The following is a 16487-nucleotide window of genomic DNA, read 5'->3' on the forward strand; positions in this document are numbered from 1 at the left end:
GGCGGTCGCGGGCGTCAGGCCGTGGGGGTCCAGCGCTGGGCCGCTCCCCCGGTGCAGGCGGCGAGCTCCAGCTTGGTGCCGTTGGCCGTACCGGAGCGGATCGGGGCGAGGCAGCGGCCGCCGCTCGTCACCGAGAGCTCGGGGCCGAGCTGCCACTTCTGGGGCGCCGAGCCGTCGCAGGCCCGGACGGTGACCGTGGCGCCGGAGCCGTCGAGGCAGACGCCGTCCTTGCCGGTGAGCGTCCCTGCGGAGGTGAACGTCCACCGCTGGTTCGCCCCGCCGTGGCAGGTGTACAGGGTGGGCTCGGTGCCCGGCGTGGTCGCGCTGTACGGCAGGTCGACGCAGCTGCCGGACGCTCCGTTGACCAGGGTCGCGTCGGCCGGGAGCGGAACCGCCCTGCCCAGGGCGGAGATCTCGGCCGCACTGGTCCAAGGGCCCCGGCCGCCGGCCTCCGTCAGGGCCCTCAGCTTCAGATAGCGGCCCCGTTTGGCAGCCGTGGCGACCGTCTTCTCCGCCGCGGTGTCGGCGAAGGTGCCCGTGCCGACGGGGCTGCCCCAGTCGCTCGTCGTGTCCGACACGTACACCTCGTACGCACCGACACGGCCGTTGACGCCGCCGTCCTGGCGGGGGAGGTAGCGGACGCCGTCGATGTCGTACCGGGCGCCGAGGTCGATCTGGATCTCGTGCGGCAGCGGCGCGGTCGTGCCGGAGTAGGCGGTGTGCCACCGGGTGGCCGGGTCGCCGTCGATGGCGTTGGCTGCGGCCCCGTTCTCGGCGGTGGTCTCCTCGCTGTCGGCGCGGACGACCTTCCAGCCGGTCTTCGGGATCGGCGTGCCGGAGGTGCCCGAGACGGGAGCGGCGGGGAGCAGCGTCACGCCGGCGGCGGTGACCGTGAAGGCTCCGGACTTCGAGCCTGTTTTGATCCAGAGCGTGCCGGAGCGGTCGGCCGGGTCGAAGTACCAGCCGGTGGCAGCGGTGTCGTACGCGCTCTTGGAGCTCAGGGCGGGCAGGGCGGTGCCGTCGACGGTGACGCCGGTCGGTGCGGCGGCCGCGTGGACGGTGAACTCGTAGCCGCGGGAGGCCGGCTTGCCGTCGTACGTACCGGTGCTCGCGCCGACGGCGATGCGCACCTCGCCCGTACCGGAGGCCGGGGCGGTGACGTCGACCTTCTGCTTGGCGTAGGCGCCGGTCTGGTGCCGGCGGGTGAGGCCGTCGTCCTCGTAGAGGGTGAAGGTGGAGGAGCCGCGCGGGTGGATGTCGTAGGTGAGGGTGGACACCGGCTTCTCACCGGTGTGGTTCATCTGCGGCCACATGGGCACGATGCCGCCGCCCTTGACGAAGAGGGGCAGGGTGTCGAGCGGGGCGGAGTAGCCGTTGAGCCAGCCCGGGCCGCTGTACGTCTTCCCGGTCCAGTAGTCGGTCCAGGTGCCGGCCGGCAGGTAGATGCCGTCGCGGGTGGCGGTGTCCGCGACGACGGGCGCGACCAGGAAGGAGTCGCCGGACATGAACTGGCCGCTGGTCAGATTGCCGCGCGCTACCGGGTCGTCCGGGTGTTCGAGCACCATGGCCCGGGTGGAGGGCACGCCGGTCTCGTGGGCGACGCGGCTCATCGAGTACAGGTAGGGCATCAGCCGCATCTTGAGCTTGAGGTACTTGCGGTTGATGGAGAGGTACGGGTCGGGGAACCGCCAGGGCTGCTTGTCCTGGTAGCCGGCCGAGGGGTTGGTGGGGCCCCAGCCCGACATGGTCATGAAGGCCGGGGTGAACGCCTTCCACTGCAGGTCGCGGACGTAGGTCTTGGGGCTGCCGCCGAAGATGCCGTCGACGTCACCAGAGGCGTAGTTGAAGCCGGACAGGCCCGCGCCCGCGATGGCGGGGACGTGCCAGCGCATGGCGTCCCAGGTGCCGGAGGTGTCGCCGGTCCAGACGACGGCGTTGCGCTGGGTGCCGGCCCAGCCGTCGACGGTCCACACGTAGCGGCGGGCGTCGGAGTTCTTCTCGATGCCGTCCACGGCCTGCTGGACGCCGTCGAAGGCGTATTTGTAGCCGGATCCGATCCACGCGACGTCGGTCTTGACTCCGCGGGTGCCGGCGGTGCCGACCTCCTGGCCGATGTTCGCGAGGCCGGTCGAGGTCCACAAACCGGTCTGGAAGCCGCGGGCCTTCAGCGCGTCGACGGTGCTCTTGAGGGGGGCGGTGTAGCCGCAGCCGTAGCCGTCGTTGGGAAGGAACCAGCCGGAGGGCATGTCTGCGGCGCGGGCGTCGTCGGCGTATCCGACGACGTCGGGGGTGGTCTGGTGGCGCGGCCGGTTGTGGTCGCCGTTGTAGTCGGGGTTGGAGGCGTTCCAGCAGTCGGCGTTGCCGAGCTCGAAGCCCCACATGGGTGCCAGGAACGGCTTGCCGCTGACGTCCGTGTACGCGTCGAGCACACCCTTGAGGGAGTCGGCGACGAAGTACCAGGCATCGAAGCGGCTCTCGTCGTGGGTGAAGGTGCCGGGCGCGTTGAAGCTGTACGAGCCGGGGGCCCAGGTGTTGCGCATCACGCCGTAGCCGTTGGTCGACATGTAGAAGGGGGCCGGGCTGGCGTTGGTGTTCTCCTTCCAGGTGTTGGAGACGGAGACGGGCACGGTCTTGCCGCGCAGCGCCCACTCGCCGAGCCGCAGGCCCGTGCCGTAGAACTGCTCGTCGGCGCCCTGGGCCAGGTACTGGCTGGTCTGGGAGCCGGTCCAGGAGAGCGGTTGGGCCTCCTGCCAGACGAGGGTGGTGTTGTCGGCCCGGTAGACGGAGAACCGCAGCGGAGACTTGTTGACCCGGATGTTCATGGCCGGCGTGCTGATCCGGTAGTACGCGCCGGCGTCCGCGACGCTCGCGGTCACGGCGCCGAAGTCGGTGTCGATCGCGAGCGCGTTGCCGGCCGGGTCGTCGGTGAAGGTGCCGCGGGGGGACAGCCAGATCCGGAAGATGTCCTGGCGGGCGACGACGACCCGGGCCTTCGCCGCCGTGGAGGTGCTGATCGTGAAGGTGTTGCCCGACCGGGTGACGCCGGTGGCGTTGCCGGCGCTCGCCGCCGACGCCGGGGCGACCGGGCCGCCGAGGGAGAGCAGCGCGGCGACCAGGGCCGCGACGAGCCCCAGCACGGTGAGCCGCCCGCCGCCTCTGTCGGGCCTTCGCCTGCGGGCCCGTCGCGTACGTCGTTCCATCACAGCCGCCTTTCGGCCGGGCGAGCGCCTCGAGCACTCGCCGCCATGTACATGACCGTGGTGCTCGCGCCATGAGAGCAGGGCCGAGAGGTGACGTCAAGTGCGCGATATCTGCGTCATTGAATCAACTCCGCGCAAGAGCAGACAGGAAAGCGCAGGGCGTGGGCTGGCGGCCGCAGATCGGACGAGGGGAAGCGGGAGGGCTGGGCCGGCCCGGGCGTCGACGTCCACCGTTCCGTGAAGGCCGGACCCGTGCGGCGCCCGCCGCCCGCTGTCCGTGCGCCGCGCCCGCCATCCGCCGTCCGCAATCCGCCGTCCTTTATCCGCCGTCCTTTATCCGCTTTCCGCTATCCGAGCGTGAGCATCGCCTCGGCGACCTCGGCGACCGCCGCGTCGGGGAGCGCGGTGGCGGCCTCGTCGAGGACGAGCAGCCGCACCCCGGGGATCTCGCGCGCGATCGCCTCGCCGTTGCCGACGGGGAAGAACCGGTTGCGGCGGCCGTGGACGACGAGCGCGGGGACCGCGATCTCGGACAGGCGGTCGCGCCAGCGGGGTCCGCAGTCGAGCCTGGAGAACACCACCCCCAGCTGGTTGGCCCTCTGGACCGGGGGCGCGGCTCCGGGCGTGCGGTCCCAAATGCGCGCGGCGACCGCACGTGCGGCGACGGGGTCGTCGCCGAGGATCTCCGCGCCGGCAGCGGCGAACTCCGCAACCGCCTCGCGGTCCGTCCAGTCGGGCACGGGACGCGCGAAAAGCCGGCGCATGGTCGCCTGGTCATGGCCGGGGAGGTCGGCGTCGGTCGGCCCGGGGGCGACCGCGCGGGTGCCGACCAGGGTGAGCGCCGAGAACGCGCCCGGATGGTCGAGCGCGGCCACCTGGGCGACCATTCCGCCGACCCCGATCCCCGCGAGGTGCGCGGGCCCTCCACCGAGCACGTCGACGAGGGCCGCCGCGTCGGCGGCGAGGTCGCGCAGGGTGTAGGCGGGCGCCTCAGGATCCGTCGTCGTCGACTCCCCGCTGTCGCGCAGGTCGTCGCGCACCACTCGGCGCCCGCCGGCGGCGAGGCGCTCGCACAGCGCGTCGGGCCAGGAGAGCATCGTCGTCCCGCCCGCGAGCAGGACGAGTGGCGCGTCCTCGTCGCCGAACGACTCGACGCCCAGGGCGATCTCGTTGGCGCGGACAGTGGTCATCGGGTCACCTCGGGACGTCGTTTGCCGCGGGTCATGCCAGGGCAGACCCGATCCGCCCTCCGAACTCATCGCGACGCACTCATCGCGGCGAGGCCGCCATCGAGCCGCCGGTCGGGCTCTTGATCGCCCACACCCCTCTCTTGCTCATTCCTGCGCGCAACAGCTATACATGGAGCATCTTCGAGCATGCGCGCTGCAAGCGCCTCGATCACCTCGCAGGAGGCACGCACCATGACCCATGTCGGCAAGGAGATCGCCAGTCAGCCGGAGTGCTGGCGCCGGGCACTGGAGATGGATCCGGCGGGGCTTCCGGAGACCGGGGAGCGGGTGGCGGTCATCGGCTGCGGCACCTCGCTCTACATCGCACAGGCCTACGCGGTACTGCGCGAGGCGGCCGGGCGCGGCGAGACCGACGCGTTCGCGGCCTCCGAGTTCCCCGCGGCACGGCGCTACGACCGGGTGCTCGCCATCAGCCGCTCCGGCACCACCACCGAGGTGCTGGACGCGCTGCGGCGCACCGGCGACGTCCCCACCACCGCCGTCACGGGCGACCTCGCCACGCCGATCGGCGAGGTGGCGGGGACCGTGGTGGACCTGTCCTTCGCCGACGAACGGTCGGTCGTCCAGACCCGGTTCGCCACCACCTGCCTGGCACTGCTGCGCGGCCGGCTGGGCCTCGCGCCCGCGGACCTGCCCGAGCAGGCGGAACGGGCCCTGCACGCCGAGCTGCCCCAAGGAGCCCTGGAGGCGAACCAGTTCACCTTCCTCGGCACCGGCTGGACGATCGGGCTGGCGAACGAGGCCGCCCTGAAGCTGCGCGAGGCGTCCAACGCCTGGACCGAGTCGTACGCGGCGATGGAGTACCGGCACGGGCCCATCAGCATCGCCGGCCCGAACAGCGTCGTCTGGTTCTTCGGCCGGCCGCCGGCCGGGCTGCCGGCCCAGGTCCGTGCCACCGGGGCGACCCTGTCGCACGCGGAGCTCGACCCGCTGGCCGACCTCGTCCGCGCTCAGCGGCTCGCGGTGGCCCTCGCCGAGCGGCGGGGCCTCGACCCGGACCGGCCGCAGGGGCTCACCCGCTCGGTGGTCCTGGACGACGGCCACGGCCCGACGGACGCCTCGGCGGACGCCCCGTCCGGCTCCCCGGCCCCCGCCCCGGCCGGGTCGTGACGGTGCGACGGGCCGGCGACCGGCGTCCGTTCCCCCACCATCGCCCCGCCGAGCAAGGAGAGTTCCCATGCCGCTGGTAGGAACCGGCGCCGTCGTCACGCCCGCGGCCCGCGCCGGGCACGGCGTCGGCGCGTTCAACGTCGTGCAGCTGGAACACGCCGAGGCCGTCGTCGACGGCGCCGCCCAGGCCGGTTCACCGGTCGTCCTGCAGATCAGCGAGAACGCCGTCCGCTACCACGGCGCGCTGGCCCCGCTGGCCACCGCCGTGCTGAGCATCGCCGAGGCCGCCCCGGTGCCGGTCGCCGTCCATCTGGACCACGCGACCGACGCCGTTCTGGTCGACCAGGCCGTCGAACTCGGCTTCTCCTCCGTGATGTTCGACGCCTCCGCCCTGGACTACGAGGACAACGTACGCGCCACCGCGAAGGTCGTGGCGCGCTGTCACACCGCCGGTGTATGGGTGGAGGCCGAACTCGGGGAGGTCGGCGGCAAGGACGGGGTGCACGCCCCGGGCGCGCGGACGTCACCGGACGAGGCCGTCGCGTTCGTCGCCGCCACCGGCGTGGACGCGCTGGCGGTGGCCGTCGGCACCTCCCACACGATGCTCACCCGTGACGCCGTGCTCGACTTCGCCCTGATCCGCGCGCTGCGCGCGGCCGTGCCCGTCCCGCTCGTCCTGCACGGCTCCTCAGGGGTGGCCGACGAGCACCTGACCCGGGCGGTCGAGCACGGCATGACCAAGATCAACATAGCCACGCATCTCAACCGCGTCTTCACCACCGCCGTCCGGTACGCGCTCGCCGAGAATCCGGGCATGGTCGACACCCGGCGCTATCTCGCCCCCGGCCGGACCGCCATGGGCCATGAGGTCGCCCGCCTGCTCACGGTCCTCAACGCCCCGGTCGTCCGGCCCGCGGCGAACCCGGTCCAGCGGACCGCGGACCGGATCCAGCGCACCTCTGCCTGAGGCCCGGGGCCCGGGGCCTCGGGTGCCGGGGGCGCGGGGCCCGGCCCCGGGGCTCGGGGCTCGGGGCTCGGCCGCGCTCACGGCATCCTCGTTCCCGCCCGGGTACGGTGAGGCTTCCGGATCCGGTGCCTGCGAGGCGCCTGCGAAGGGAGCGGCGCGGCCATGGGTGATCTCCTCCTGATCCGTCACGGTGAGACGGAGTGGAGCGCCACCGGACGGCACACCGGGCGCACCGATCTGCCGCTCACTCCGGCCGGTGAGACCGAGGCTCGCACGCTCGCCCCGTACTTCGAGGGGCGCGCCCTCTCCTTCGTCCTGACCAGCCCGCTGCGGCGGGCCCGGCACACGGCGGACCTGGCGGGGCTGTCCGGCGCGCGGACGGACGAGGACCTGGCCGAGTGGGACTACGGCGGGTACGAGGGCCTGACCACGGCCCGGATCCACGAGGGCCGGCCGGACTGGTCGCTGTGGCGCGACGGCGTTCCCGCGCATCCGGACGGGCGGCCCGGAGAGACCGCGAGGGACGTGGGGCGCCGGGCCGACCGGGTCCTGCGCCGGATCGCGCCCCTGCTCACGGGCTCGGCGGAGGACGGCGTGGTGGTCGCGCATGGCCATCTGCTGCGGGTGCTCACCGCCCGCTACCTCGGCCTTCCGCCTGCCGACGGGCGGCTCTTCCTCCTGAAGACGGCGACCGTCGGGCGGCTCTCGACCGAGCACGGCCTCCCGGTCGTCGCCGGCTGGAACCAGCGCCCCCTGCCCCGTACCGGCGCAACTCCCTGACACGAGTCCCGTCCCGCGGCGGCGCCGGGGCCATGGCGGAGGTGTGGCGTGACCGCCCGTCGTCGGGGCAGACGCCGTCCGGAAGAGCCGGAGACCGACAGGCCGGGGCACCGGAGGGCAGGAAGCGATGGGCGGACTCCTCGACCGGCTGGGCCGGGACAGCGGCGGCTGCTGCGTCCGGGACCGCGCCACCCGCGAAACCCCATGCGGCCACGCTGAGCGACCGGCGCTCGTTCGACGGCGACCAGGTCCTCGCCGTCCGCCAAGGGGCCGAGGTCCGCCTGATCTCCCGGACCGGCAGGCCGCTGAAGCTCAGGAGCGCCGGGACTTCGCCGTCGACGGCGAGATCGTCGCGCTGTCCCGCGGCCGCACCGACTTCGCGCGCCTTCGGCGGACGCCGAACCCGATCCGGCTGGCCCGTCGGCGCGGTGCGCTCGTCGGTCACCAGGAGGAGGGCCGGCTGCGCCACGCGGGCGAGGTCGGCACCGGGTACGCCACCGCCACCCCGCGCCGACCGCGGGGCTCGACGGGCTCCGCCAGGACGCCTGCCCGTTCGTGGACGAGGTCCGTGAGCCTTCGGCGGTGCGGGTTCGGCCGCGGCTGGTCGCGCGGATCGATTCGCGGGGTGGACGCGCGCCGGACGGCTGCGCCATCCGCAGTTCCTCGGACTGCGCGATGAAAACGACCGGACGAGGTCATCCGTGAACGCCCGGCAGGATCGTGAGACGCCGGCCCGGCAGGCGATCCACGTCCGGGCGCTGCGGACCAGACCAGACGGGGCGCTGCGGAGCGGAAGGAGCGACTGTCATGCGAACCTCCGAGACCATCGACAAGCTGCTGGGCACGCACGGACGCACCTTCGCGGACGAGGCCGGCATCACTCTGCGCGACAAGCCCGCCCCGCTCTACCAGCTGCTGGTCCTCACCGTGCTGGCCTCCGTCCGGATCAGTGCCGGTACGGCCACGGCGGCCGCGCGGGAGCTGTTCTCGGCGGGCCTGCGCACGCCCAGGGCCATGGCGGACTCCGCCTGGCGGCAGCGTGTGGACGCCCTCGGCCGGGCGCACTACGTCCGTTACGACGAGAGCACGGCGACGGCGCTCGGTGAGGGCGCCGAACTGGTCCTCGACCGCTTCGGCGGCGATCTCCGCGGACTCCGGGAGGAGGCGGGAGGCGACAGGGACGCACTGCGTTCACTGCTGCGGGAGGTGCCGAGGATCGGACCGGTCGGCGCCGACATCTTCTGCCGCGAGGTCCAGGCCGTGTGGCCGGAGCTGCGTCCGTTCTTCGACGAGCGTTCCCTCGCGACCGCCGAGGCCCTCGGACTCCCGCACACGCCGGCCGGCCTCGCGCGGCACGTGCCGTCGGAGGAGGTGGCCAGGCTGGCGGCCGCCCTGGTGCGTGCCGGCCTGGCGGGCGGGTCCGCGGCGCGGTCGCGAGCCGCCGCCTGAGGCCGGACCGGCCCGGGCGGGCGTGCGCAATCCACCGGTCCGGACGGGCCCGGGGGCGGCGGAGGGCGGGGTTTGGCGCGGCGGCGACGGGCTAGACGCGGGGACAACGACGACGGACTCCCGGCAAGGACGTAGAGGACGTCCGGGAACGGGAGTGGTCTCCATCCGATCGCCACTCCGAAGGAGGGGTCATGAGCATGACGAGCGGTTCGCCCCGCGCGGTCGAGCCCGAGGACGACATCCTGGAGCAGCTGCTGGAGCAGCACGACCGGATCCGGCAGCTCTTCGCCGAGACGCTGGACTCGGAAGGCGACGCCAAGCAGCAGTGCTTCGACGAGCTGCGCGCCCTGCTCGCCGTACACGAGAGCGCCGAGGAGATGATCCTGCGGCCGGTCGCCAAGCGGGTGGCCGGCAAGGAGGAGGCCGAGGCCCGCAACGAGGAGGAGTCGCAGGCCAACAAGGAACTGGCGGAGCTGGAGCATCTCGACGTGCACAGCGCGGAGTTCGACGCCCGTCTCAAGGCCTTCCAGCGCGCCGTGGAGGACCACGCGCGGCACGAGGAACAGGAGGAGTTCCCGAGCATCCGCGCGCGGTGCGACATCGACGCCCGCCGTTCGATGGGACGCCGGCTGCGCGCCGCCGAGCGCATGGCCCCCACGCATCCGCATCCCAGGACCGCCGGCTCGACGGCCGCCCAGTGGACCGTCGGCCCGTTCGCGGCGATGCTGGACCGGGCCAAGGACGCGCTGCGGCGCGGCTGAGCGGAGGCGGTCATGGTCACACCGGTGGCGGTGGCCCGCGGCCAGGGGCTCTTCAACCTCGTCGGCGGTCTCTGGCCGCTGGTGTCGCTGAGGACCTTCGAGCGGGTCTACGGCCGCAAGACGGACGACTGGCTGCAGAAGACCTCGGCCGGCCTGCTGGCCGCCGCCGGGATCGGGATGCTGCGGGCGGCGAACTCCCCCGAGGGCATGCGCCACGCCCGGCGTACGGGCGTCGGAACCGCCCTCACCTTCCTGGCCGTGGACCTCGTCTACGTGCCCCGCCGGCGGATCAGCCCCGCCTATCTGATGGACGCGGCGAAGGAGACGGCCTGGCTGGTCGCCTGGTGGAAGGCCGGCCGCCTGTCCCGCCCGTGACCTGAGCCGCCACGCCCCGGACGGGGCCGACCGGACGCGGCAGGCCGCGCCCACCGGAAGGCGGGCGCGGCCTGTCGTGTCGGGACGCTCGGCTCAGTAGGCGCCGAAGACGTTGTCGATGGAGCCGTAGCGGTCGGCCGCGTAGTTGCAGGCCGCGGTGATGTTGGCGACGGGGTCGTACGGGTCGAAGGGCGTGCCGGCCACGTGGTAGGCGCGGAAGGTGGGGTCGATCACCTGGAGCAGCCCCTTGGAGGGGGTGCCGGCGGCGGCGTTGGAGTCCCAGTTGTTGATGGCCTGGGGGTTGCCCGAGGACTCGCGCATGATGTTGCGGTAGATGCCGTCGTAGCTGCCGGGGATGCCGTTGCGGGCCATGACGTCCAGGGACTCACGGATCCAGCCGTCGAGGTTGTCGCCGTACGTGGCGGCCTTCGCCGGGGCCGCGGCCTTGACCGCCGCGGCGGGGCGGGCGGCCGCCGCGCCCTGGCTCGACGAGCGCTTGGTCGCCGCCGTGCGCTCGGCCTGCGCGGGCTTGGCCTGCTTGCGCTTCGCCTCGGTGCGCGGTGCGGACTTCGCGTCGACGCTGAGCTTCAGACCGGGCCGGATGAGGCTCGGGTTGTCGCCGACGGCGGCCCGGTTGTCGCGGTAGAGCTTCTTCCAGCCGCCCTGCACCGAGTAGGCGTGAGCGATCTTCGAAAGCGAGTCGCCGCGGACCACGGAATACTTCACAGGACCGGCCTTCGCGGCCACCTGAACGGTCACTGCCTTTTCGACTGCGACGGAAGGCGTTCCCTGCGGGGTGACCGCTCCGGCACCCGTCGCTCCGACGAGCGGGAGGGCGAGTGCGGCGCTGCCCGTGAGGCCGGCGGCGGCGAGGCCACGGGCGAGCGGGGTGTTCTTGGGGCGACGGTGCTTCCCGTGTCCACGCATGGCGAGTTCCTCTCCTTCGCCTGCGAGGTGAGCTGTCGGGTTCGGGCAGGAGATGCCCGGCCGCGGTGCGCGCGACTTCACCCCGAGCCGTGTCCGAGGGGCCGGACACGGCGGAGAACCTGGGTCCCCCGCTCCTGCCGGAAGGGTCGTGAGTGCGGTTGCCGGGCGGTGGCAGGATTCGGCGTTTCCGACCGGTTGCCGGGTGACCGTATGCGAAGACAAAGCGCGAGAACAAGACGGAAATTAAGCAAAGCAAATAGTTCTCGACGATCACGGAAAAGGATCATCCGGACCTCTCACCCCCGTTCCGCCAATCCTTTTCCCCACACCCGAGTTTGACGTCTCGCCAGCCCCCGGGTGCGGCGGCACACCTCCCCACCCGTGATTCAGATCACCCCGGTCGCGACAGCAGCCTTTTACGTGTGAAATACAGCCCTTGCGGGATTCCACTCGCCATTCCGGTATTGCAGATGAATAAGCCGACATCATCCGATTTGCCCCTGCGGCCAGCCCGCGCTCTCGGGGGCGGCAGCGCGTAGCGTGGAGGTGTCGGGTGCCTTTCGGGCGGCACCTCGCCCTCCCGGGCCCCGACGGATGATCATGGACCGTTCGCGCGCCCGTTCCCGCAGGGCCCGCCGGGTCGTCGCGACCCTCGCGGCCGTCGTCGCGACGGCCGGCGGCGTGCTCGCCGGCTGTGCCCCCGCCTCGGACCGGGGCACCGAGGGGACGACGCCCGCTCCGGCGCCCACCTCCGGGCCGCCCGACCGTCCCGCTCCCCCGCCGCAGACGGCGCCCGCGCCCCCTCCCACACCACCCCCCACCCCCTCACCCGAGGCCCGGCCTCGGCCCGCCGACCTGGACATCCCCTCGATCGGCGTGAGGGACCTGCGGGTCGTGCCCTACGAGGGGAAGACCGACGACCGGGCCGGCACCCGCATACAGGACCGGGGCATCGCCGCGAGCCCGTACGGGCAGCGCGGCGGCGTCGGCCCCGGCGACATCGGCAACTACCAGGTGACGGCGCACCGCCTCTCGGCCGGCGGACCGATGCGCGACCTGCCGGCCGTCGACGTGGGCGACCGGGTGTTCGTGACGGCCGGCCGCGAGGTGTACGAGTACCGGATCACCGAGACCCGCACGACCTCCTTCCGCTCGGCCCGCTCCCTCGCCGAGCAGCGCGCCGCCGTCCCCGGCTCCCCCGGCGAGAAGCCCACCCGCGCGATGATCACGCTCTCCACCTGCGCGACCCCTGAGGACGACGCGGCCGGCAACTTCTGGCGGGACGCCCTGGGGAACCCCGAGCACCGCATCGACAAGATCGGCGTGCTGGTCTCGGTCCGCCCGGCGTGAGGTGACCTCAGTCCGCCGGCGGGTTCTCCCCGATGCCCGCCTCTCCCGGGCCCGCACCCCCCGGGCCCGAGGCCGGGCCGGCGTCGTCAGGATCGGCGTCGTCAGGGGCGGCGTCGTCAGGGGCGCCGTCGTCAGGGGCGGCGTCCGCGCGCCCCTCCGGGCCGGTCTTCGCACCGCTGTCCGCGTCACTTTCCGCGTCCGCTTCACTGAGCGGCATGAGCCCGATGCACTCGGCGTCGATCTGGTCGGCGATCTCCATGAGCCCGGTCGCCAAGGACAGGACCGTCGCGGGGTCGTGGTCCTCGTACCCCTGATCGGTGGCCTGCAGCCAGCCCGCCGCGACGCGGCGCAGCAGCCCGGTCATCTGGTCGGCGGGGACCAGGAGGTGGCCGTCGGCGAGGACGATGAAGGACGTGGGCGCGTTCACGAGGCGACCTCCGGGCGGACGACGACGACCGGGCACGAGGCGTGTGCGACACACTGCTGGCTGACCGAGCCGAGCAGCAGGCCGGCGAAGCCGCCCCGGCCCCGGCTGCCGACGACCAGCAGCTCGGCGCCGGCCGAGGCGTCGATCAGCGCCTCGGCCGGCCGGCCGCGGACCACGTGCTCGGCCACCGGCACCTCGCCGACCGGGATGAGCACCGTACGGATCTCGTCCGCCAGGGCCCTTCGGGCCGCCTCCTCGTCGAAGGCGGCGGACACCGCCGGCGCGGAGCGCCCCACCGCCCCGGGCACGTCGTAGGCCGCCACGACCTCCAGCGTGGCGCCGATCAGCCGTGCGTGCCGGGCCGCCCATCGCAGCGCCCCGTACGAGGACGGTGAGCCGTCGAGGCCCACGACCACGCGGGCGCTCCGTCCCCCGGTGTCGTTCATGGCCGTGCCCTCGTCCATGACCATGACCATGACCTCCTTGTTCGGTCCGGGGCCGGTGGTTCGGGCCTGGGGGCGGGATGGGGGGCCGGCCGGGGGGCCTGCGGGTCGGGCGGGAAGGGGCGGGTCGGCGGCGCCGGGTGCGGCTCGGTCGGATCGCGGGGGAAGGGCTGGGTGGGCGGCCCCGTCGTCGGACGGGCCGTGGGCAGGGTGTGCGTCACGGTGTCTCGCCTCCTCGGTACGGGTCGGCCCGGGTGCCGGGCCCACCGCTCATGTGGTGCCCTCGGCGGACGAGATGTCCGCGAGCGCCGAGCTCGGGTCCTTCTCGATGGCGAGGTCGCCCAGCGTGACGATGCCGACAAGCCGGCCCTCCTCGGTGACGGGCAGGCGTCGCAGGGCGTGTTCGCGCATGAGGCCCACCGCGCGGTCGATGCCCTCGTCGGGTGCCACGGTGACGGGCCGCTCGCTGCACACCGACTGGACCGTCGTGTCCGCCGGGTCCCTGCCCTCCGCCATCGCGCGGACGACGAGGTCGCGGTCGGTCACGATGCCGCGCAGCGTGTCGCCGTCGACGACGAGGACGTCCCCGATGTCGGCGTCGCGCATCACGCGCGCCGCCTCCGCGACGGACGTCAGGGTGCCGACGGTGACGGGATGGCCGGTCATGACATCGCGTACGGACTGGGTCATGTCTCCTCCTGCTGCCGGGCAGCCGGTTGTCCCATGGGACCGGCTACCCGGCCACCGGGGCGATACGCGTGCGACGCCACGCGCGTCGGCCGCCGCGCGTCGACCACCGCCGGGCTCCCTGCACCACCGGCCGTCAGCCGCTGCGCCAGGCGTCGTCCCGCAGGTGCGAGCCCGCCATCGGCCCCATCCGCAGCATGCCGCCGTCCACGGCCCAGGAGGCGCCGGTGACGTACGAGGCGTCCGGGCCGGCGAGGAAGGCGATGACCGCGGCGACCTCGCGGGCGTCGCCCGGGCGGCCGAGCGGAACGCCCGGGCGGGACTCGGTGGTGACGTCGGTGTCCTCCTGCCCGGTCATGGGAGTCGCGATCTCGCCCGGGGCGACCGCGTTGACCGTGATGCCGTGCTCGGCCAGCTCCAGGGCCATGACCTGGGTCAGGAGGCCGAGACCGCCCTTGGCGGCGCAGTACGGGGCCGCGCCGACCCGCGGCTGGTGCTCGTGCACCGACGTCACGTTCACGATGCGGCCCCCGCGGCCCTGGCGGATCATCCGCCGTGCGGCGCGCTGCCCGCACAGCAGCGGGCCGACCAGGTCCACGTCGATGACCTCGCGGACCGTGGCGGGGTCGAGTTCGAGGAACGGCGTCGACGTGCCCGTACCGGCGTTGTTCACGAGGACGTCGATGCCGCCCAGCCGCTCGGCGAGCGCGTCGACGACCTCGGCGGCGTCCGGCAGCAGCGTCAGGTCGAGGTGCTCGACGTACGCCTCCCGGCCCTGGGCGCGCACCTCGTCGGCGGTCTCCTCGGCGCCGCGCAGGTCCTTGTGCCAGGTGAGGCCGACGTCCATGCCGGACGCGGCGAGCCGGACGGCCGTGGCCCGGCCGATGCCGGAGTCGGCACCCGTGACGACGGCGGTCCTCGGGGTGAGGCTCGACGGCGTGGACGGGGCCGACGGGGCTGAGGGGGTCGACGGACTGTTGTTCATGACGCCTTCCTCGGTCGTGGGACTCCGGCCCTCGGTCGAGGGAAGCCGGTCCTCCGGATCGCAGGGCGCCGCTGCCCACGGCGGCGCGTTTCATGCCCGTCGGCGGCCCGTTTCGCCGGAATCGTCCGGGGCAGGCGTGCCACGCGCCCGTGCGGCGCGCTCAGACAGAACGGCCGGACGACCCGGAGGAGCCATGGATCACTCGCGTGCACCGGTACTCGAAGCACTGGAGGACTTCCGACGCCGGGGGGACATCGTCTTCGGACCGCCGGGGCACAAACAGGGGCGGGGCGCCGATCCCCGGGTCACCGACGTCGTGGGGCAGGACGTCTTCCGGTCGGACGTGCTGCTGCTGAACGGTCTCGACGACCGGCGCGAGTCGCAGGGCGTGCTGGACCACGCCCAGGAGCTGATGGCCGACGCGGTCGGCGCGGAGCGGGCCTTCTTCTCGACCTGCGGAAGCTCCCTGTCCGTGAAGACCGCGATGCTGGCCGTCGCGGGCCCGGGCGAGAAGCTGCTGCTGTCGCGGAACGCGCACAAGTCCGTGATCGCGGCCGTGATCGTGAACGGGGTCGAGCCCATCTGGGTGCACCCGAAGTTCGACGCGGACCGGCATCTGGCCCATCCTCCGGAGCCCGACGACGTACGCGCGCGGCTCGAGGAGCACCCGGACGCCAAGGGCATGCTGCTGATCACGCCCACCGACTGGGGCACCTGCGCCGATGTGCGGGGCGTGGCGGAGGCGTGTCACGCCGCCGGTGTGCCGCTGATCGTCGACGAGGCGTGGGGCGCCCATCTGCCCTTCCATCCCGAGCTGCCGGTGTGGGGCATCGACGCGGGTGCCGATCTGGTGGTCACGAGCGTCCACAAGATGGGCGGGGCGATCGAGCAGAGTTCGGTCTTCCACCTCCAGCACGACCGGGTGTCGCCCGAGGTCCTCAAGCAGCGGGAGGACCTGCTCGGCACGACGAGTGCCTCCTCGCTGGTGTACGCGACGCTCGACGGCTGGCGCCGGCAGATGGTCGAGCAGGGGCGGGAGCTCCTCGACGGCGCGCTGCGGCGGGCGGACCGGGTGCGGAAGGCGGCGGCCGGTCTGCCGGGGCTCGCGCCGATGGGCGGGGAGGTGGTGGAGGCCGGGCTCGCGGCCGAGTTCGACCCGCTCAAGATCGTGATCGATGTACGGGGTCTCGGCATCAGCGGCATGCAGGCGGCGGAGTGGCTCCGCCGGGAGCGCCATGTCGACGTGGGCGGTTCCGACTCCTGCCGTATCAACGTGGCGATCACCCACGCGGACGACGACACGACCGAGCGCGTGCTGGTGGACGCGCTGCAGGCGCTCGCCGAGGCCGACCGGACCGGTCCGCTCGCCCCCCGGCCGACGGTGCGGCTTCCGGAGCCCCGGGCGCTGGAGCTGGAGCAGGCCCGGCGGCCGAGGGACGCGTTCTTCGGGCCGGTGGACCACGTACCGGCGAAGGACGTGGTGGGCCGGATCTCGGCCGAGACGATCAGCCCGTACCCTCCGGGCGTACCGGTGGTGACGCCGGGTGAGGTGATCACCGCCGAGGTGGTGGACTACCTGCGCAGCGGCGTCGCGCACGGCCTGCTGATTCCCGACGCCGCCGATCCGTCCCTGGAGACCTTCCGGGTGGTGGCCCGCGAGGGCTGACCCGGGGACCGAGGACATGCGAAGACGGCGCGCGCCCTCGGGCGCCCACACGCGCACTGCCCAGACGGCCGTTCCCACACGGGGACGGCCGTGGCCGTGCCCGGGACGGC

15 protein-coding genes and 1 riboswitch are annotated in these 16487 nt (G+C 73.5%); of the genes, 8 read left to right on the top strand and 7 right to left on the bottom strand.

The window, feature by feature from the left end; genetic code table 11:
* Positions 1-14: 14 nt before the first annotated feature.
* Both ACFY7C_RS02330 and ACFY7C_RS02335 read right to left on the bottom strand, forming a co-directional pair.
* Entirely contained in the window at positions 15-3200 is a 3186-nt protein-coding gene (locus ACFY7C_RS02330) for a TIM-barrel domain-containing protein (protein WP_389642446.1), read from the bottom strand.
* 347 nt (positions 3201-3547) lie between these two features.
* Positions 3548-4390 (bottom strand): alpha/beta fold hydrolase, encoded by an 843-nt coding sequence (locus tag ACFY7C_RS02335; RefSeq protein WP_389642449.1) that lies wholly within the window; start codon positions 4388-4390, stop codon positions 3548-3550.
* Positions 4391-4621: 231 nt separating this feature from the next.
* On the opposite strand from ACFY7C_RS02335, the gene ACFY7C_RS02340 reads away from it, so the two are divergent.
* The 6 genes from ACFY7C_RS02340 to ACFY7C_RS02365 all read left to right on the top strand — a co-directional run bounded on the left by ACFY7C_RS02340 (position 4622) and on the right by ACFY7C_RS02365 (position 9892).
* A complete protein-coding gene (locus ACFY7C_RS02340) occupies positions 4622-5560 on the top strand; it encodes an SIS domain-containing protein (RefSeq protein WP_389645890.1) in 939 nt (312 codons plus the stop codon).
* Positions 5561-5627: 67 nt separating this feature from the next.
* Complete coding sequence (locus ACFY7C_RS02345) at positions 5628-6527, top strand: ketose-bisphosphate aldolase (protein ID WP_389642453.1); 900 nt, start codon at positions 5628-5630, stop codon at positions 6525-6527.
* Positions 6528-6689: 162 nt separating this feature from the next.
* Positions 6690-7307 (top strand): histidine phosphatase family protein, encoded by a 618-nt coding sequence (locus tag ACFY7C_RS02350; protein ID WP_389642455.1) that lies wholly within the window; start codon positions 6690-6692, stop codon positions 7305-7307.
* An 807-nt stretch (positions 7308-8114) separates the two neighbouring features.
* On the top strand, positions 8115-8756 hold the full coding sequence (locus ACFY7C_RS02355; protein WP_389642458.1) for an endonuclease: 642 nt from the start codon (positions 8115-8117) through the stop codon (positions 8754-8756).
* 191 nt (positions 8757-8947) lie between these two features.
* Positions 8948-9517, top strand: coding sequence for a hemerythrin domain-containing protein (locus ACFY7C_RS02360; RefSeq protein ID WP_389642461.1), 570 nt, complete (start codon positions 8948-8950; stop codon positions 9515-9517).
* Between the two features lie 12 nt (positions 9518-9529).
* Positions 9530-9892, top strand: a complete 363-nt coding sequence (locus ACFY7C_RS02365) for a hypothetical protein (RefSeq protein WP_389642464.1) — start codon at positions 9530-9532, stop codon at positions 9890-9892.
* Positions 9893-9985: 93 nt separating this feature from the next.
* On the opposite strand, the gene ACFY7C_RS02370 is transcribed toward ACFY7C_RS02365, so the two are convergent.
* Positions 9986-10819, bottom strand: a complete 834-nt coding sequence (locus ACFY7C_RS02370) for a transglycosylase SLT domain-containing protein (RefSeq protein WP_389642467.1) — start codon at positions 10817-10819, stop codon at positions 9986-9988.
* Positions 10820-10823: 4 nt separating this feature from the next.
* Positions 10824-11013: riboswitch (cyclic di-AMP (ydaO/yuaA leader) on the bottom strand.
* A 406-nt stretch (positions 11014-11419) separates the two neighbouring features.
* On the opposite strand from ACFY7C_RS02370, the gene ACFY7C_RS02375 reads away from it, so the two are divergent.
* Positions 11420-12169 (top strand): class E sortase, encoded by a 750-nt coding sequence (locus ACFY7C_RS02375; RefSeq protein WP_389642470.1) that lies wholly within the window; start codon positions 11420-11422, stop codon positions 12167-12169.
* A gap of 7 nt (positions 12170-12176) precedes the next feature.
* Here ACFY7C_RS02375 and ACFY7C_RS02380 read toward each other — a convergent pair whose 3' ends face one another.
* The 4 genes from ACFY7C_RS02380 to ACFY7C_RS02395 form a co-directional block, all read right to left on the bottom strand.
* Positions 12177-12596, bottom strand: coding sequence for a DUF6213 family protein (locus tag ACFY7C_RS02380; RefSeq protein ID WP_389642472.1), 420 nt, complete (start codon positions 12594-12596; stop codon positions 12177-12179).
* Complete coding sequence (locus tag ACFY7C_RS02385; protein WP_389642475.1) at positions 12593-13066, bottom strand: universal stress protein; 474 nt, start codon at positions 13064-13066, stop codon at positions 12593-12595. The genes ACFY7C_RS02380 and ACFY7C_RS02385 overlap by 4 nt, the downstream gene beginning before the upstream one ends.
* 243 nt (positions 13067-13309) lie before the next feature.
* Positions 13310-13729 (bottom strand): CBS domain-containing protein, encoded by a 420-nt coding sequence (locus ACFY7C_RS02390; RefSeq protein WP_389642477.1) that lies wholly within the window; start codon positions 13727-13729, stop codon positions 13310-13312.
* 133 nt (positions 13730-13862) lie between these two features.
* Positions 13863-14711, bottom strand: coding sequence for an SDR family oxidoreductase (locus ACFY7C_RS02395; RefSeq protein ID WP_389642480.1), 849 nt, complete (start codon positions 14709-14711; stop codon positions 13863-13865).
* Positions 14712-14904: 193 nt separating this feature from the next.
* On the opposite strand from ACFY7C_RS02395, the gene ACFY7C_RS02400 reads away from it, so the two are divergent.
* Positions 14905-16377, top strand: a complete 1473-nt coding sequence (locus ACFY7C_RS02400) for an aminotransferase class I/II-fold pyridoxal phosphate-dependent enzyme (protein WP_389642483.1) — start codon at positions 14905-14907, stop codon at positions 16375-16377.
* The last annotated feature ends 110 nt before the right edge of the window (positions 16378-16487 follow it).

It is taken from the genome of Streptomyces sp. NPDC012769, assembly GCF_042901205.1.
GTDB lineage: Bacteria > Actinomycetota > Actinomycetes > Streptomycetales > Streptomycetaceae > Streptomyces.